14 protein-coding genes are annotated in these 17383 nt (G+C 57.5%); 8 read left to right on the plus strand and 6 right to left on the minus strand.

Annotation, left to right across the window (positions count from 1 at the left end; translation table 11 throughout):
• Window positions 1-13 precede the first annotated feature (13 nt).
• Window positions 14-409 carry a DUF423 domain-containing protein gene (locus tag AFK66_RS03310; protein WP_007701398.1) on the plus strand — a complete coding sequence of 132 codons (396 nt, stop codon included), beginning with the start codon at window positions 14-16 and terminating at the stop codon, window positions 407-409.
• Window positions 402-1502 carry a 23S rRNA (cytidine(2498)-2'-O)-methyltransferase RlmM gene (gene rlmM, locus AFK66_RS03315; RefSeq protein WP_007777794.1) on the plus strand — a complete coding sequence of 367 codons (1101 nt, stop codon included), beginning with the start codon at window positions 402-404 and terminating at the stop codon, window positions 1500-1502. Before AFK66_RS03310 ends, rlmM begins: the two co-directional genes overlap by 8 nt.
• Window positions 1503-1697: 195 nt before the next feature.
• On the opposite strand, the gene xni is transcribed toward rlmM, so the two are convergent.
• From xni to queF, 5 genes are all read right to left on the minus strand, one after another.
• The gene (gene xni, locus AFK66_RS03320) at window positions 1698-2453 is read right to left on the minus strand and encodes a flap endonuclease Xni (protein ID WP_023898070.1); all 756 of its coding nucleotides are present in this window, start codon (window positions 2451-2453) and stop codon (window positions 1698-1700) included.
• Window positions 2454-2584: 131 nt separating this feature from the next.
• The gene (locus AFK66_RS03325; protein ID WP_023898071.1) at window positions 2585-3952 is read right to left on the minus strand and encodes an L-serine ammonia-lyase; all 1368 of its coding nucleotides are present in this window, start codon (window positions 3950-3952) and stop codon (window positions 2585-2587) included.
• Window positions 3953-4018: 66 nt separating this feature from the next.
• Complete coding sequence (locus tag AFK66_RS03330; RefSeq protein ID WP_007777788.1) at window positions 4019-5305, minus strand: HAAAP family serine/threonine permease; 1287 nt, start codon at window positions 5303-5305, stop codon at window positions 4019-4021.
• Window positions 5306-5755: 450 nt separating this feature from the next.
• Complete coding sequence (gene ppnN, locus AFK66_RS03335; protein WP_004388155.1) at window positions 5756-7120, minus strand: nucleotide 5'-monophosphate nucleosidase PpnN; 1365 nt, start codon at window positions 7118-7120, stop codon at window positions 5756-5758.
• Between the two features lie 117 nt (window positions 7121-7237).
• Complete coding sequence (queF, locus tag AFK66_RS03340; protein ID WP_023898073.1) at window positions 7238-8083, minus strand: NADPH-dependent 7-cyano-7-deazaguanine reductase QueF; 846 nt, start codon at window positions 8081-8083, stop codon at window positions 7238-7240.
• 69 nt (window positions 8084-8152) lie between these two features.
• Between queF and syd the strand changes: the two genes are divergently transcribed.
• The 4 genes from syd to AFK66_RS03360 all read left to right on the plus strand — a co-directional run bounded on the left by syd (window position 8153) and on the right by AFK66_RS03360 (window position 10914).
• Window positions 8153-8698 (plus strand): SecY-interacting protein, encoded by a 546-nt coding sequence (gene syd, locus AFK66_RS03345; RefSeq protein WP_007777783.1) that lies wholly within the window; start codon window positions 8153-8155, stop codon window positions 8696-8698.
• Window positions 8699-9337: 639 nt separating this feature from the next.
• Entirely contained in the window at window positions 9338-9667 is a 330-nt protein-coding gene (locus AFK66_RS03350) for a YqcC family protein (RefSeq protein WP_007777781.1), read from the plus strand.
• Window positions 9664-10461 carry a tRNA pseudouridine(65) synthase TruC gene (gene truC, locus AFK66_RS03355; protein ID WP_007777780.1) on the plus strand — a complete coding sequence of 266 codons (798 nt, stop codon included), beginning with the start codon at window positions 9664-9666 and terminating at the stop codon, window positions 10459-10461. Before AFK66_RS03350 ends, truC begins: the two co-directional genes overlap by 4 nt.
• Window positions 10462-10464: 3 nt before the next feature.
• Window positions 10465-10914: a flavodoxin gene (locus tag AFK66_RS03360; RefSeq protein WP_007777778.1), complete on the plus strand. Its 450-nt coding sequence runs from the start codon at window positions 10465-10467 to the stop codon at window positions 10912-10914.
• A gap of 34 nt (window positions 10915-10948) precedes the next feature.
• Here the strand turns inward: AFK66_RS03360 and barA are convergent, their stop codons facing one another.
• A complete protein-coding gene (gene barA / locus AFK66_RS03365; protein WP_023898075.1) occupies window positions 10949-13708 on the minus strand; it encodes a two-component sensor histidine kinase BarA in 2760 nt (919 codons plus the stop codon).
• Window positions 13709-13765: 57 nt separating this feature from the next.
• Between barA and rlmD the strand changes: the two genes are divergently transcribed.
• Together rlmD and relA are read left to right on the plus strand one after the other, a co-directional pair.
• On the plus strand, window positions 13766-15064 hold the full coding sequence (rlmD, locus tag AFK66_RS03370; RefSeq protein ID WP_032968392.1) for a 23S rRNA (uracil(1939)-C(5))-methyltransferase RlmD: 1299 nt from the start codon (window positions 13766-13768) through the stop codon (window positions 15062-15064).
• A gap of 51 nt (window positions 15065-15115) precedes the next feature.
• The gene (relA, locus tag AFK66_RS03375) at window positions 15116-17350 is read left to right on the plus strand and encodes a GTP diphosphokinase (protein ID WP_023898076.1); all 2235 of its coding nucleotides are present in this window, start codon (window positions 15116-15118) and stop codon (window positions 17348-17350) included.
• The last annotated feature ends 33 nt before the right edge of the window (window positions 17351-17383 follow it).

Here is a 17383-nt window from a genome sequence, read left to right on the forward strand (position 1 = left end):
GTAGGGTTACATCATGACCAGCCGATTTATGCTGATTTTCGCCTCAATCAGTGGCTTTGTTTTTGTGGCGCTGGGTGCCTTCGGCGCACACGTCTTACGTAAAACGCTCGGCGTTGCGGAGATGGGCTGGATCCAGACCGGCCTTGAATATCAGGCGTTTCATACGCTCGCGATTTTAGGGCTGGCGGTGGCGATGCAGCGCCGCATCAGCATCTGGTTTTACTGGAGCAGCGTTTTTCTGGCGCTTGGCACGGTGCTTTTTAGCGGCAGCTTATATTGTCTGGCGCTCTCTCATCTGCACTTATGGGCCTTCGTTACGCCGGTCGGCGGCGTAAGTTTTCTGGCCGGTTGGATATTAATGTTAATTGGCGCGGTGCGTCTGAAGCGTAAAGGTTCGGTTCATGAATAAGGTCATTTTGTACTGCCGTCAGGGTTTTGAGAAAGAGTGCGCGGCAGAAATAACCGACAAAGCCGCGCAGCAGGGCGTGTTTGGTTTCGCCCGCGTCAAAGAAAACAGCGCCTATGTGATTTTCGAATGTTATCAGCCGGAAGAGGCCGATAAGCTCGCCCGTGAGCTGCCGTTCAGCTCGCTAATTTTTGCCCGCCAGATGTTTGTGGCAGGCGATCTGTTGCAGGATCTGCCGCCGGAAGATCGCGTGACGCCGGTCGTTGGTATGTTACAGGGCGTGGTGGAGAAGGGCGGCGAGCTGCGCGTTGAAGTGGCGGACACCAACGAAAGCAAAGAGCTGATGAAGTTCTGCCGCAAATTCACCGTGCCGCTGCGCGCCGCGCTTCGCGACGCAAAGATCCTGGCGAATTTCGAAACGCCGAAGCGTCCGGTGGTGCATGTCTTTTTCATCGCGCCGGGCTGCTGCTACACCGGGTATTCCTATACCAATAACAATTCGCCGTTTTATATGGGCATTCCGCGCCTCAAGTTCCCGGCGGACGCGCCAAGCCGTTCGACGCTGAAGCTGGAAGAGGCGTTTCATGTGTTTATCCCGGCGGATGAGTGGGATGAGCGTCTGGCAAACGGCATGTACGCGGTAGATCTGGGTGCTTGCCCTGGCGGCTGGACGTATCAGCTGGTGAAACGCAACATGTGGGTCGCGTCCGTGGATAACGGCCCGATGGCGCAGAGCCTGATGGATACCGGGCAGGTGACGTGGCTGCGTGAGGACGGCTTTAAATATCGCCCGACCCGCACCAATATCACCTGGATGGTGTGCGACATGGTGGAGAAACCGGCCAAGGTTGCAGCGCTGATGGCGCAGTGGCTGGTGAACGGCTGGTGTCGCGAAACCATTTTCAACCTCAAGCTGCCGATGAAAAAGCGCTATGAAGAGGTGTCGCAGAATATCGCCTCGATTCAGGCGCAGCTGGATGAGCACGGTATTAACGCGCAGATCCAGGCGCGTCAGCTTTATCATGACCGTGAAGAAGTGACCGTTCACGTGCGCCGCTGGTGGGCCGCCGTCGGCGGGCGTCGCGACGAGCGATAAGCGCGTTGAATGGCGCATAAGGAAACGGCGGGTGCGCTGCGCTTACCCGCCCTGGGGAATATACGGTTAAATAATTATGGTATGGCGGGTGCGCTGCGCTTACCCGCCCTACGGGATATGCGGTTAAATAATTAATGTAGGGCGGGTAAGCGTGAGCGCACCCGCCTTTTTTATGGGACGCATAGCGCCCTGAAATCATCCATGCAACCGCAGCTGCTGCAAATTCCCGTCGAGCTGTAAATCGGTTTTCAGCGTCGCCACCGCGCGGCAAACAAAGGCGCTCTCACGGTGCGCTTCGAGCTTTTTACGCCACTTCTCCGGCACCTCATCAAGCCGCTCGTAGAGCGCCTCCAGCGTGCCGAAATCGTTAATCAACTGCGTGGCGCTTTTCGGGCCAATACCCGCAACGCCCGGTATCTTCGAACTGCTAATGCCTGCAAGCCCCCAGAAATCCGCCAGCTGGCCTGGCGACACGCCAAATTCACTCTCGATAAACGGCGCGTCCAGCCAGCGTTTCTGGAAATAGTCGCGGATGCGGATTTCCGGACGTAAGAGCTGACAATAACCTTTATCGGTCGACACGATAGTCGCCTCATGGCCTGCGGCCGCGACTTTCACCGCGAGCGTCGCGGCGAGATCGTCAGCTTCGTTCCCTTCCACATGCCAGCAGGGCACACCGCGGCGGGTAAACGCTTCGCGAAGCGCGGGCATCTCATGATGCAAATCGTCCGGCATTGGCGGACGTCCGGCTTTGTAATCAGGCAGAAGCTGGTGACGCCAGCCCTGCGCGCGGGCTTCATCGTCAAACACCGCGACGGCGTGCGTCGGCTGACTGTTGCCAATCAGTTGCTCCAGTGCGTGCAGACAGGTATCCACGCACGGCGTGCCCTGCACCGCATGGATCCGGCGGATCAGGTTTAGCGCATCGACAATCAGCAAATGAACGGGCATGGCGGCATCCCTTGCGAAAATAACAGGCCGTTACCGTAACATTTTCGCCGGACGCTCACCATAAAGCGGTACAGATTCAGGAAGATAACGCGCAAAAAACCGCCCTGCGAACAGGGCGGTGGAGGAGGGGATTAATCGCAGGCGACCACTTTAACCGCCAGCCCGCCGCGAGAGGTTTCACGGTAGCGGGCGTTCATGTCTTTGCCGGTTTCAAACATGGTTTCGATGACTTTATCAAGGCAGACGCGCGGCTCGCTGGTGCGGCGCAGCGCCATGCGCGCGGCATTGACGGCCTTCACCGAGGCGATGGCGTTACGCTCGATGCACGGCACCTGTACCTGACCTGCGACCGGGTCGCAGGTCAGCCCCAGGTTGTGCTCCATCGCGATTTCCGCCGCGATGCAGACCTGCGCCGGGCTGCCGCCGAGCAGTTCCGCGAGACCCGCCGCCGCCATTGAGCAGGCGACGCCCACTTCGCCCTGACAGCCGACTTCAGCGCCCGAGATAGACGCATTCATCTTATAGAGTGAGCCAATCGCGCTTGCCACCAGCAGGTAGCGCGCCAGCGAGTTAGCATTTACTTCACGAATGAATTTGTCGTAGTACGCCAGTACCGCCGGCACGATACCGCACGCGCCGTTGGTCGGGGCGGTGACCACGCGACCGCCTGCGGCATTTTCTTCATTGACCGCCAGCGCGAACATGTTGATCCAGTCCACGACGTTCATCGGATCGGCGTCGTTCTTGTCGTGGCTGACAAGCATACGACGCAGCGCGGCAGCACGACGCGGTACGCGCAGCTTGCCGGGCAAAACGCCTTCGGTGGTGGTGCCGCGCTCAATCCCTGCGCGCATGACGTCCCACACCTGGGAGAAGTGCGCTTCGAGTTCTTCTTTACTGTGCAGCGCCAGCTCGTTTTTCATCATCAGGCCGGAGAGCGACAGGCCGGTTTCACGGCAGTGGCGCTGAAGATCCGCGGCAGTGTTATAAGGGTACGGCACGTTGATTGCGGACGTTTGCGTCTGGCCGAAGTGGGCTTCGTCGACAATAAAACCGCCACCAATCGAGTAATACGTCTGGCTGTAGAGCACGTCGTCGCCCACAAGCGCGGTAATACGCATGCCGTTCTCGTGCAGCGCCAGGTTATCGGCATGAAAATTCATGCATTGATCCACCGGGAACGCCACTTCGTGCGCGCCGTTCGCCAGCATCAGACGGCTGTGGGTATTCACGTCCTGAATGAAGCCAGGAATGGCATCAATGTCTACGGTGTCCGGCAGGTTGCCCGCAAGACCCATAATAATGGCGATATCAGTATGGTGGCCTTTGCCGGTCAGCGACAGGGAGCCATACACGTCCACCACGACTTTCGTCGTCTTATGCAGCAGGTTCTGCGCGATAAGGTCGTCGGTAAACTGTTTGCCCGCTTTCATCGGCCCTACGGTATGGGAACTGGATGGACCAATACCGATTTTGAAAATATCAAAAACGCTGATCATGATGTGTACCATCGAATAAATAACGGGGGAGGGCTCGCGCCGCCGGGCGGCGGCGCGGACAAAGCATTAGCTGAAAAGTGAGTAGAAAATCGCGGAGATAGCGATAAGACCCATGATGGTCACAAACACGTTGCTGATGTGGCCACTGTATTTGCGCATCGCCGGGACTCTTGCAATGGCGTACATCGGCATCAGGAACAGGATCATCGCGATAATCGGGCCGCCCAGCGTTTCGATCATGCCAAGGATGCTCGGGTTCAGGGTCGCTACGATCCAGGTGGTGATCAGCATGAACAGCGCGGTAATGCGGTTCAGTTTGCTCACTTCGATGGTTTTGCCACGGCTGCGCAGCGATTTAATCACCATGCCGTTGAAGCCTTCACGTGCGCCCAGGTAGTGGCCCAGGAACGATTTGGTGATGGCGATAATCGCGATAACCGGACCAACCCAGGCGATAACCGGCACGTTAAAGTGGTTAGCCAGGTAAGACAGGATGGTGATGTTCTGTGCTTTCGCTTCCGCCAGGTTTTCCGGGGAGAGGCTCAGTACGCAGCTGAATACGAAGAACATCACGGTAACGACCATCATGATGTGCGCGTACGCCAGAATGCGGGAGCATTTTTTCTCAGCTTCAGCGCCGTACTCTTCACGTTTCGCCACGGCGAAAGCGGAGATGATCGGCGAGTGGTTGAAGGAGAACACCATGACCGGGATAGCCAGCCACAAGGTCATCAGCAGGCCATTACCGGTAGACGCGTGGCTGAAAGACAGCGTTTCCAGCGCTGCACCACTCCAGTTCGGGATCAGGAAGCAGGCCATCAGCATCAGTACGGCAACGAACGGGAACACCAGGACGCTCATCGCTTTCACGATCATCTGCTCGCCGAAGCGTACGATAGTCATCATGCCGACAATCAGAATCAGAGAAAGGATCGCGCGCGGCGGAGATGCCAGCCCAAGCTGGTGCGTAATGAAGCTATCAACCGTGTTGGTGATCGCCACGCTGTACATCAGCAGGATGGGGTAAATCGCGAAGAAATAGAGCAGGGTGATGACTTTACCTGCGCCAACGCCGAAATGTTCTTCAACGACTTCGGTAATGTCTTCACCCGGGTTTTTACCGGAAAGCACGAAGCGGGTCAGCGCGCGGTGCGCGAAGAAGGTCATCGGGAATGCAAGAATGGCCATGATAATCAGGGGAATCAGGCCGCCAACACCGGCGTTGATCGGCAGGAAAAGAACCCCTGCGCCAATCGCGGTGCCGTACAGGCCAAGCATCCACATGGTATCAGTTTTTCGCCACGCGCTGCTTTTGGCTGCTGTAGCAACATTGACGGTTTGAGTCGTTTCCATCTGTGTATCTCCTGGAGGAAGCAAAAACGAACTTTAAAGTGACATTCAATAAATTTGCGACGAACGGTAAAACGAAATCCTGTAGAGCGGGATTTTTTTGTAATTTTTCCCCAAATCTCTGGCGGTGCGAAAGATACATTCACGCACTGAATCTATCAGTGATCCCGATCCCAATTGCAATAATCCACTTTTTTATTACGCGTTTTTTAGATCATAACACTGGGTTTTGGCACCACGCCGTTATTAATGCGCGCAGAGCCTGACACTGACGGCAGATGAGGTAAATAGAGTGGGCTAAAATGATTATTCTTTTTCTGTAAAAACCTGCAAAAACAGCACGTCCGGATTCTTTCGCAGAAATTTCCGGGATTATGCGCGGTGTTTTTTAGAGCGCAAACGTTTTGGTTAAGTCACAGATGATGAAAAAGGCGGCCTGATGGCCGCCTGATTTCAGGTGCAGATTTCGTAGCAGGGGATGTAGGCGGAGCCAGGAAGTTTCATGCGGTGCTGGGCAACGAACCCTTGCAGGAGATCGTCCATGCGCTTCATCATCTGCGCATCCCCATGAATTTTATAGCGTCCATATTTTTCGATGGCGCGGATGCCCACCTCTTTCACGTTACCCGCGACGATGCCGGAGAAGGCACGGCGCAGGTCGGCCGCCAGAATTTCCGTCGGCTGATCGGGGTAGAGCTTCAGATTAGCCATGTTTTCGTGGGTCGGTTCGAACGGCACCTGGAGATCCGGCGAAATGCGAATCGCCCAGTTAAAGCTATACGCATCGCCCGTTTCACGGCGGCACTCTTTCACCAGCGGCATCGCTTTTTTCATTTCACGCGCCACTTCCGCCGGGTCGTCGATGATGACGCGATAGTGGCGGCGGGCCTTCTCGCCGAGCGTGTTGACGATAAAGTCATCCAGCACGCGGAAGTAATCGGCGCTCTCTTTCGGGCCGGTCAGGATCAATGGCAGCACCTGATCCGCGTTGTGCGGGTTCATCAGAATGCCGAGCAGATAAAGCAGCTCTTCCGCCGTACCGACGCCGCCCGGGAAGATAATGATCCCGTGGGCGATACGCACAAACGCTTCAAGGCGTTTTTCGATATCCGGCATGATGATGAGTTCGTTCACCAGCGGGTTAGGCGGCTCGGCGGCAATGATGGACGGCTCGGTCATGCCGATAAAACGCCCTTCTTTATAGCGCTGCTGTGCATGTCCGACCGCAGCGCCTTTCATCGGCGCTTCCATCGCGCCCGGCCCGCAACCGGTGCAGATATTTAACTCGCGCAGCCCCAGCTGATTGCCGACGCGTCGGGCGTAGAGATATTCAGTTTCGTTAATGGAGTGGCCGCCCCAGCAGACCACCATATTCGGCGCCTCGCCCACGTGCAGCGCTTTCGCGTTACGCAGGATAGAAAACACCAGGTTAGTGATATGGATGGAGTCGGTCAGATTCAGATGCTGAAAGCGCCCGGCGTTATGGATTTGCCCGTTGACGAACAGAATGTCGCGCAGCACCGCGAAGAGGTTGGCCTGCAACGAACGAATAATCTGCCCGTCGACGAACGCCTCTTCCGGCGGGTTAATCAGCTCAAGCTTTACGCCGCGCTCGCGGCGCAGCACGTTGATATCGAAATTTTCAAAGCGCGACAGCAGCGCTTTGCTGTTATCGGTCTGGCTACCGGAATTGAGAACCGCGAGCGAACAGTTGCGAAACAGTTGATACAGGTCGCTGCTGGCGGTGCGCTTAAGCATGTCCACTTCCAGCTGCGACAGCAGATCCATCGAGCCCAGCGGGCTAATATGTGTAATCAAGTAAGCTCCTTACGGGGCGATAAACGCCGCTCCCTCTGATTACAATAGCCCCGCCATGTGACATTTAACAACCCACCCCGCACCGCCTTCATGACGGATTTGCGGGATGTTTAGCAATTACTGACGCGCCAGACGGCCGGTTGCTGGCGTAAAGTCGCAGTTGCTGCGCCACGGGTTGATATCCAGACCGCCGCGGCGGGTGTAGCGCGCGTATACGCTGAGCTGTTCCGGTTGGCAGAAACGCGTGATGTCGTTAAAGATGCGCTCGACGCACTGCTCGTGGAATTCGTTATGATGGCGGAACGAGACCAGATAGCGCAGCAGCTTTTCCCGGCAGATTTTCGGCCCGCGATAGCGGATCTGTACGGAGCCCCAGTCCGGCTGGTGCGTGATCAGGCAGTTGGATTTGAGCAGGTGGCTCACCAGCGTCTCTTCCACCGTCTCCTCGCCTGCGGCACCGGAAAGCAGCGCGGCATCGAATTCGTAATCGGTGATCTCAATATCCTGATTATCGATGCAGTCGCCGCTAAAACGCGCGACCGGCTCGCCTTCCACATCCTCAAGGCGGCGAAGCGTGACGGAGACATCGCCCTGCGCGCAGGCGCGTAAATCACGCTCCAGCGTCTCGCGTACCGCGTCCAGGCTGTCAAAACGCGTCTGGTTAAAGCTGTTGAGATAGAGCTTAAAGCTTTTCGATTCCACCAGATTGACGCTGGTCGCGTTAATCTCCACCTGGCCTATCGCCACCTGCGGCAGGCCGTTGCGGTTAAGCCAGGAGAGTTCGTACATCGTCCAGATATCCGCGCCGTGAAAGGGCAGAGCATCGGCGCGCAGGCCCAGCGGATCGCGGTTTAAACTGCGCGGAACGGGCTGGAGCAGCGAGGCGTCGTAAACGTCGCGGTAATCAGTGGATTTGCCGAGCGTCAGGCCGTGAAGCGCCTGATGATTTTCATAAGAAGTCATGTGTCACCGGAATAATACAGGTACAATACAGGGTTCAGTGTATCTTACCTGATCTGAAGAGAGAATCTGGTGCAAAACGAAGTCCAACAGGCGCTGGCGTCATTCAGCGCGCGCTACTGCGAAGCGTGGCGGCAACAGCGGGGCAGCCTGCCCGTCAGTGAAGAATATATCGGTATTTCCTCCCCATGCATTGTATCTACCCACCCGGACGCGGTAGAGTGGCAGCCTCAGCCGTTTACACCCGAAGACTCTCTCGGCGCGGTTGAGAAGGCGCTCGATATTGTGATTCAGCCGGACGCCCATGCTTTTTATGTAAGCCAGTACGCTGGCGACATGGCCGCGCGGCATGATGAACTGGCGTTAACGCTGTTACAGGCCTGGAGCCAGGACGATTTCCGCCGCGTGCAGGAAAACCTGATAGGCCATCTGGTAACGCAAAAACGCCTGAAGCTGTCGCCGACAGTTTTTATTGCTACGCTTGATAGCGAGCTGGATGTGATCTCGCTGTGTAACCTGACCGGCGAGGTGGTGCGCGAGACGCTCGGCACCCGTAAGCGCCGCGTACTGGCACCTTCGCTTAGCGCGTTTCTGAACCAGCTCGATCCCCTCGTGTAATCCTTTTTTGCCTGCACCCTTGTAAGAGATCTCTCACAAACCCTGTGAGAGATCGCCGTCAAAGTAAGGGTTTTCTTACGTAAGCTAAAAATTAATAGTCTTATATTTCAAAGGCCTTTGTGCTCACGCTTCGCTTGCGAATGAAACTTATCTTAAATTGAACCTGTAAGCTGCCTTGTAAGTGCAGGCAGATTGCGAGATTCTATCTCTGCCGACACGGAGTGGTGCTGAAGCGAACATCAGGATGATGGCGCTTCAAAAGGACACGCCGGAGGGCGATTCAGGGAAGGCTTCAGGATGAAGCGAAAGGACGGCGCAGGAGCGCTGAGGGACACCTCCAGGAAGGAGAATGTGAGCCGGTCAGGATTACCGGTGGGTCAGGAAGACCAGGACACGCATCTGGATGATGCACCAGTGACATCAGGACGATGTGGGCAGGACGCGTAAACGGACGTAAGGTCGCAAGGCCGCAGGAAAAGTTGTCACGGACGAGCAGGGAGCACCGAAAAGTAGCCGGACTGCTGCGAAACGAACCGGGAGCACTGTGTTATCACAGTGCTCCCTTTTTTTATGCTTTTTTTTCTGCCGCCGGGAAATGGTATGCTGCGCGCCCGGTTTTTTTGATTCACAGAGGTTGTTATGGAACGCCATCAACGGGTTCGCCAGCAGTTGCAGCGCGTCGAGCAGGTGTTGCGCCATCATCAGCAGTGGCAAAGCGCCGCGCCGCACTCCTCCGCGTTTGAAAGCACGCAGCCTTTTTGCATGGATACGCTTGAGCCTTACGAATGGCTGCAATGGGTGCTGATCCCGCGCCTGCACGCGCTGCTGGACGCCGGTGCGCCGCTGCCGCAGGCGTTTGCCGTCGCGCCTTATTATGAAGTTGCGCTTGAAGCGAGCTATCCGGCGCGCGACGCCGTTCTGGTGACGCTGGTGGAACTGGACGCGCTGTTCGCCGGTGACGACGCGTGAGCCTCGAAATCCTTTATCAGGATGAATGGCTGGTGGCGGTCAATAAGCCGTCCGGCTGGCTGGTGCACCGCAGCTGGCTCGATCGCGATGAAAAGGTCGTCGTCATGCAGACGGTTCGTGATCAGATAGGCCAGCATGTTTTTACCGCTCATCGTCTCGACAGGCCCACGTCCGGCGTACTGCTGATGGGGCTTTCCAGTGAGGCTGGAAGACGGTTAGCGCAGCAGTTCGAACAGCATCAAATCCAGAAACGCTATCACGCTATCGTGCGCGGCTGGCTCACCGACAGCGCCGTGCTGGATTATCCGCTGGTGGAAGAGCTTGATAAAATCGCTGATAAGTTCTCCCGCCAGGATAAAGAGCCGCAGCCTGCCGTCACGCACTATCACGGCCTTGCGACGACCACGCAGCCGGTGGCGGTCGGGCGTTACGATTCAGTGCGCTATAGCCTTGTAGAAATGTTGCCGCAGACCGGCCGCAAACATCAGCTGCGCCGCCATATGGCGCACCTTCGCCACCCTATTATCGGTGACTCAAAGCATGGCGATCTGCGCCAGAACCGCGCGGCGGCGGAGCATTTTGGCTGTAACCGGCTAATGCTACACGCCAGCGAGCTGACACTGACGCACCCGTTTACCGGCGCGCCGCTGACCATTCGCGCGGGTCTGGATGACGTCTGGCGTCAGGCGCTGGCGCACTTTGGCTGGCAGGCGCATTTCCCCGCTGCCGATGGGGTTGAGTTTCCTGTGACGAACCCTCAGGATGAAGGCAGTCTGCATTCGAAAGGAGAGTAAGCGATGGCAAGCGTAGGGATTTTTGTCGGCACCATGTACGGAAATTCACTGCTGGTGGCGGAAGAAGCACAGGCGATCCTGAAAAAGCAGGGACATGACGCGACGGTGTATGAAGATCCCGATATCACCGACTGGGAGCGTTATGGCGACGGGTATGCGCTTATTGTCACTTCCACAACCGGGCAGGGCGATCTGCCGGACAGCATCGTGCCGCTTTATCAGGCTATCAAAGATCAGCACGGTCATCAGCCGACGCGGCGCTACGGCCTGATTGCGCTCGGCGACAGCAGTTACAGCCATTTTTGCGGCGGCGGCAAGAAATTTGACGCGCTGTTGCAGGAGCATGCAGCGCAGCGCGTCGGCGAGGTGTTATACATTGACGCCGCGGAATATCCGGAGCCGGAAACGCTCTCCAGCCCCTGGGTCGAGCAGTGGAGCGCGCTGCTTAAGTAAATCACGCCGTCGGCGCTCTGTGCGCCGACGCGGTTTATATCCCGGAAATACGCTGCGCTTCGCGCGCCACGTTATCCATCTCATCAAGTAATTCCAGCAGCTCCGGCTCCAGGTCGCTTGCGGGAACGCCGCTGCGCAACTGCTGTTCAATTAACTGACAGAGATTTTTCAGGCGCGGCACGCCGCTGTAGCCGCAGCTCCCGTGCAGTTTATGAATAAGCTCCGTCAGACCTCCCGGGTTTTCCCCTACCAGCTGTTCTTCCACGCGGTTGCGGACTTCCGGTAAAAACGCCAGCAGCATTTGTAGCATATCGCGCGCCAGATCCGGTTTATTGGCGGCCTGTCGCAGCGCCAGGCTCCAGTCGAGCGTGGCGTCGGGGTTGCCCTCCAGTGGCGTTGTCACAGGAGCGCTTGCGGCCACCGGCACCGCGTAGCCGGGCTGATAGCGCAGTAACAGGGCGCGCAGTTTCTCTTCTTCGATAGGCTTCGCCAGATAATCATTCATTCCGGCGCTGAGCAGCTTTTCTTTCTGCCCTGACATCGCGTGAGCCGTGACCGCGATAATCGGCGTATGCTGCTGTTGCGGCAGTTTGCGGATAAGCTCGCAGGCGTGAATGCCGTCCATATCCGGCATCTGGATATCCATCAGAATAATGTCGAACGGCTGAAGCATGGCGCGCTCCACCGCCTGATGCCCGCTTTCGCACAGCACCACATGCTGAACCATATCTTCCAGCAGCGCGCCGATAAGCTTCAGGTTGGCCGGGTTATCATCCACGGCCATCACCGTCATCGGCATCCTGCTCTGATCGCCTTCCGGCAGTTCACGGGCGTGAATAAGACGACAGTGTTCCAGCAACAGCGGCATCAAACGCGTGGCCGTCACTGGTTTCAGCAGGCAGGCGCTGGCCCCCTCTTTTTTCAGCATCTCGGCGTTGATTTGGGCGTGGCACGGCAGGGCGAGGATCAGGCAGTCCGTCAGCGTCGCTGCACGGGCCAGTTGATCGTGGCGCATCGACAGCGGCTCGCGGTCTGTGACCGGGGCGGCGTACAGTAAAATGTCGTAATGCGCCTGCGGAAGCGTTGCCAGATCGGGGCTGTAGACGACCGTGAGCGGCGTGTTAGCGAGCAGATCCCGCGTGCTTTTCGCGGCCGCTTCGTTTTTCTCGACATAGGCCAGACGCATCCCCGCCAGCATATCGGTGGCGTGGCGGTCCACCAGCGCGTTCGGGTTGAGATCAAGGCTGATATGGAACCAGAACGTCGAGCCGCGATGCGGCTGGCTGTGGAAGGAGATATCGCCGCCCATTTCGTTCACCAGCTTTTGGGTGATCACCAGCCCAAGCCCGGTGCCGCCGTGACGGCGTGAAATACTGGCGTCGGCCTGGCGAAACGCCTGGAACAGACGCGACTGATCGCGCTCCGGAATGCCGATGCCGGTATCGCGGATTTGTACTTCGATCTGCACCTTGTTGTTACTGATGGCGCGCTTCTCAACCACGATGTCGATATTGCCGTGGTCGGTAAATTTAATCGCGTTGCCGACCAGGTTAGTAATCACCTGCTGGAGACGCAGCGGGTCGCCAATGACATTGTCCGGCACGTCGTGGCGCACGCTAATGGTCAGTTCCAGCCCTTTATCGTGCGCCGAGTGCGCGAGCAGCGTGACCACTTCATCAAGCGTGGTACGCAGCGGGAACGGAATGCTTTCCAGCAGCAGTTTCCCGGCCTCAAGTTTCGAGAAATCCAGCACGTCATTAATGATGCTGAGCAGATTATTTGCCGAACGCTCGATGGTATTGAGGTGATCGCGCTGGGTTGGCGTGAGGTCGGTTTTCAGCGTCAGGCGGGTAAAGCCAATCACGCCATTCAGCGGCGTGCGCAGCTCATGAGACATATTAGCGAGAAATTCAGACTTAATGCGCGCCGCTTCCTGGGCGCGTTTTTTCGCCAGATCCAGCTCAACGTTCTGGATCTCCATCTGCTCCAGCGTTTCACGAAGATCAGACGTCGCCTGATCGATATTGTGCTGCATCTCTTCATGGTAAGCGGCAAGCGACATCGCCATTGAGTTGATGCCGTTTTTCAGCATATCCAGTTCGCCCAGCATAAAGCCTTCCACGCGGCTGTCGAGCTGGCCGCGGCGAATACGGTCAACGGTATTAACCATATTGCGGATAGGCGCGGTGACGTCGCGCATCAGGCGCCAGGCGAACAGCACCGCGCAGGCCATGCAAATCAGCATCATCAGCAGCGAAATGGCGATCTCCTGATACTGCTGGAGGCGTACTGATTTCAGATCAAGCTCCAGCGCCACGTAGCCCAGCGGGTTGGCGCTGAGTTTGGCGTCAGAAATTTCAGACTCGTCAGGAGAATAGCGCTCGGAGACCACAGGCGTGCGCAAAATCAGTATATCGTCGCGGCGCGTCACGCCCAGGCTGGTCGGCATGGATGCGCCGTCCGGGAGCTGCAGTTCGGACGGGTCAAGCTGATAATTAGAGGTGACAAACAGCTTATTGTGCCGATCGTAAACCGAAATGGCGCGTACAATTTCCGAATGACGGCGATGCAGTACGCTCACCAGCTGGCGCACCGACTCCTTATTTTGCAGGCTCATGCCATATTCGCTGGCGACCGCCAGCGGCTCGATAATGCTGGCGCCGGCGTCTTCCAACTGACGCTGCAAATCATGATAGCGGTGCACAACGAAGAAGACGCTGAGCAGCAGGCCGATAATAAAGGTGGGCGCCAGGATAAGAATCATCATCCGCGCCCGCAGGCTGTAGTTGGTCATGGGGTTCCGTTATGGGACAATCAGCGACATTCAGTTTATGTGAGAAATTTCCTGGCGATGGCGCAATTCTACTCTGCAAAGCGACGCGTGACGACGCGTGAAATCATAACCGTGACGGCTGACGGCCTCGATGCCTTTGGTCAGGGCGTGGCGCGCCATCATGGCAAGGCGTTGTTCATCTCCGGTTTATTGCCAGGCGAGCGCGCGGAAGTGGTGCTCAGCGAAGATAAAAAACAGTTCGCGCGCGGCGACGTTAAAAAGCGGCTTTCACAAAGCCCGGAGCGCGAGACGCCGCGGTGTCCGCATTTTGGCGTATGCGGCGGCTGCCAGCAACAGCACGCCAGCGTGGAATTACAGCAGCGCGCTAAAGCGCAGGCGCTGAGCCGCATGATGAAGCGCGAGGTGGATGAAGTGATCAGCGGGCCTGCGTGGGGCTACCGCCGCCGCGCGCGTCTGAGCTTGAATTTCCCGCCGCGCAAACCAGGCTTACAGATGGGTTTTCGCAAGGCGGGTTCGAACGATCTGGTGGATGTGCATCGCTGCCCTGTGCTTGTGCCCCGTCTTGAAGCGTTGCTGCCGAAACTTCGCGACTGCTTAAGCAGCCTTGATGGCGTGCGTCATCTTGGCCATGTCGAGCTGGTGGATGTGACGAGCGGTCCGTTAATGGTCTTGCGCCATCTCAAGCCGTTAAGTGCCGCCGATCGCGAAAAACTGGAATGCTTTTCGCATTCCGAAGGCGTGGCGCTGTACCTTGCGCCCCAGAGCGATACCCTTGAGCACCTTAATGGCGAGATGCCGTGGTATGAATCCGACGGCCTGCGGCTTACCTTCAGCCCGCGCGATTTTATTCAGGTCAACGAGGCTGTAAACCAGCAAATGGTGGCCCGCGCGCTGGAGTGGCTGGATATTCAGCCCGGCGAGCGCTTGCTGGATCTCTTCTGCGGCATGGGCAACTTTACGCTGCCGCTGGCGCGGCGCGCGGAAAGTGTGGTGGGCGTGGAGGGCGTTGCGGCGCTGGTGGAGAAAGGTGACTATAATGCCCGCCTTAATGCGTTGAAAAACGTCACATTCTTTCAGCATAACCTGGAAGAAGACGTCACCCGGCAACCGTGGGCGCAGCAGGGGTTCGACAAAGTGCTGCTCGATCCCGCGCGTGCGGGCGCGGCGGGCCTGATGCAGCATATTGTGAAATTAAAACCGCGTCGGGTGGTCTATGTCTCCTGTAACCCTGCCACGCTGATGCGTGACAGTGAGGCGCTGCTTGCAGCGGGCTATCGCACCGAACGGCTGGCGATGCTGGATATGTTTCCACACACCGGCCATCTGGAATCGATGGCGTTGTTTGAAAGAGATTAAGTAGTCAGGCCACCGCGCGGTGCGGAGAGGCTGTCCCGAAAGGAGAGGACGATGGTTGCGGTAAGAAGTGCACATCTTAATAAAGCTGGCGAATTTGACCATGAAAAATGGGTGGCGAGCCTTGGCATCGCCAGTCAGCCGTCGTGTGAACGCTTAACCGAAACCTGGCGCTATTGCGAACAGCAGACGCAGGGCCACCCGCAGGCCGAGCTTCTGCTCTGGCGCGGCGTGGAGATGGTCGAAATCCTCACCACGCTGAGCATGGATATCGACACGCTGCGCGCCGCGCTGCTCTTCCCGCTGGTGGACAGCGGTGTCGTGAGCGAAGAGGTGCTCATTGAGAGTGTCGGCAAATCCGTGGTCGGGTTAATCCACGGCGTGCGCGATATGGCCGCCATCCGCCAGCTTAAAGCCACGCATCACGATTCCGTCTCTTCTGAACAGGTCGATAACGTGCGCCGCATGCTATTGGCGATGGTCGATGATTTCCGCTGCGTGGTGATTAAACTCGCAGAGCGCATCGCGCATCTGCGCGAGGTGAAAGACGCGCCGGAAGATGAACGCGTACTTGCGGCGAAAGAGTGCACCAATATCTATGCGCCGCTGGCGAACCGTCTTGGCATCGGCCAGCTCAAGTGGGAGCTGGAGGATTTCTGCTTCCGCTATCTGCACCCCGAAGAGTACAAGCGTATCGCAAAGCTGCTGCATGAGCGGCGCATAGACCGCGAGCATTATATCGACGAGTTTGTGACGCATCTGCGCAGCGCCATGAAAGAAGAAGGCGTTAAGGCGGAGGTTTACGGCCGTCCAAAACATATCTACAGCATCTGGCGCAAAATGCAGAAAAAGCATCTGGCGTTTGATGAGCTTTTTGACGTGCGCGCCGTGCGCATCGTCGCAGAGCGCCTTCAGGACTGCTACGCCGCACTCGGGATAGTTCACACGCACTATCGCCATCTGCCGGATGAGTTCGACGATTATGTCGCCAACCCGAAACCCAACGGCTACCAGTCCATTCATACCGTGGTGCTTGGCCCTGGCGGCAAAACCGTGGAAATTCAGATCCGCACCAAACAGATGCACGAAGACGCTGAACTCGGCGTGGCGGCGCACTGGAAGTACAAAGAAGGCGCGGCAAGCGGCGTGCGTAACGGTCATGAAGACCGTATCGCCTGGCTGCGTAAACTTATCGCCTGGCAGGAAGAGATGGCGGATTCCGGCGAGATGCTCGACGAACTGCGCAGTCAGGTCTTTGACGATCGTGTCTACGTGTTTACCCCGAAAGGCGATGTCGTCGATCTGCCCGCAGGCTCCACACCGCTGGATTTTGCCTACCACATCCACAGCGATGTCGGGCACCGGTGCATCGGCGCGAAAATCGGCGGCAGGATCGTGCCGTTTACTTACCAGCTGCAAATGGGCGATCAGATTGAAATCATCACCCAGAAGCAGCCGAACCCGAGCCGCGACTGGCTGAATCCGAACCTCGGCTACGTCGGCACCAGCCGGGCGCGCGCCAAAATTCACGCCTGGTTCCGCAAACAGGATCGCGATAAAAACATTATCGCCGGTCGCCAGATCCTGGATGACGAACTGGCACATCTCGGCATCAGCCTGAAAGAGGCCGAGAAACACCTGCTGCCACGCTACAACTTTAATGAAGTCGATGAGTTGCTGGCGGCGATTGGCGGCGGCGATATTCGTCTTAACCAGATGGTGAATTTCCTCCAGGCGCAGTTCAACAAGCCCAGCGCGGAAGAGCAGGACGCCGCGGCGCTGCGTCAGTTGCAGCAAAAAACCTATACGCCGCAGGGGCGCAACACGCGGGATAATGGCCGCGTCGTCGTCGAAGGCGTCGGTAATCTGATGCACCATATTGCCCGCTGCTGCCAGCCAATCCCTGGCGATGATATTGTCGGCTTTATCACCCAGGGGCGCGGGATTTCCATCCACCGCGCCGACTGCGATCAACTGGCGGAACTGCAGTCACATGCGCCGGAGCGTATTGTCGATGCCGTCTGGGGCGAAAGCTACTCAGCAGGGTATTCGCTCATTGTGCGCGTGACCGCGAACGACCGCAGCGGCCTTTTGCGCGATATCACGACGATCCTCGCTAACGAAAAGGTCAATGTGCTTGGCGTTACCAGCCGCAGCGATACCCGTCAGCAGCTGGCGACCATCGATATGGAAATCGAAATTTACAATCTCCAGGTGCTTGGCCGCGTGCTCGGCAAACTCAACCAGGTGTCTGATGTCATTGATGCGCGCCGCCTGCACGGCGGCTGACGCGCGCGGCGGCGCCGTGCGGTAACGCCGCGC

It is taken from the genome of Cronobacter malonaticus LMG 23826 (assembly GCF_001277215.2).
GTDB classification, from domain to species: domain Bacteria; phylum Pseudomonadota; class Gammaproteobacteria; order Enterobacterales; family Enterobacteriaceae; genus Cronobacter; species Cronobacter malonaticus.

What these genes read in the sequence shown, in the direction of transcription:
- rlmD (WP_032968392.1), top strand. Translation starts at nt 13,766, where the DNA reads ATGGCGCAATTCTACTCTGCAAAGCGACGCGTGACGACGCGTGAAATC.
- relA (WP_023898076.1), top strand. Translation starts at nt 15,116, where the DNA reads ATGGTTGCGGTAAGAAGTGCACATCTTAATAAAGCTGGCGAATTTGAC.
- AFK66_RS03360 (WP_007777778.1), top strand. Translation starts at nt 10,465, where the DNA reads ATGGCAAGCGTAGGGATTTTTGTCGGCACCATGTACGGAAATTCACTG.
- rlmM (WP_007777794.1), top strand. Translation starts at nt 402, where the DNA reads ATGAATAAGGTCATTTTGTACTGCCGTCAGGGTTTTGAGAAAGAGTGC.
- barA (WP_023898075.1), bottom strand. Translation starts at nt 13,708, where the DNA reads ATGACCAACTACAGCCTGCGGGCGCGGATGATGATTCTTATCCTGGCG.
- AFK66_RS03310 (WP_007701398.1), top strand. Translation starts at nt 14, where the DNA reads ATGACCAGCCGATTTATGCTGATTTTCGCCTCAATCAGTGGCTTTGTT.
- xni (WP_023898070.1), bottom strand. Translation starts at nt 2,453, where the DNA reads ATGCCCGTTCATTTGCTGATTGTCGATGCGCTAAACCTGATCCGCCGG.
- AFK66_RS03330 (WP_007777788.1), bottom strand. Translation starts at nt 5,305, where the DNA reads ATGGAAACGACTCAAACCGTCAATGTTGCTACAGCAGCCAAAAGCAGC.
- AFK66_RS03350 (WP_007777781.1), top strand. Translation starts at nt 9,338, where the DNA reads ATGGAACGCCATCAACGGGTTCGCCAGCAGTTGCAGCGCGTCGAGCAG.
- AFK66_RS03325 (WP_023898071.1), bottom strand. Translation starts at nt 3,952, where the DNA reads ATGATCAGCGTTTTTGATATTTTCAAAATCGGTATTGGTCCATCCAGT.
- queF (WP_023898073.1), bottom strand. Translation starts at nt 8,083, where the DNA reads ATGACTTCTTATGAAAATCATCAGGCGCTTCACGGCCTGACGCTCGGC.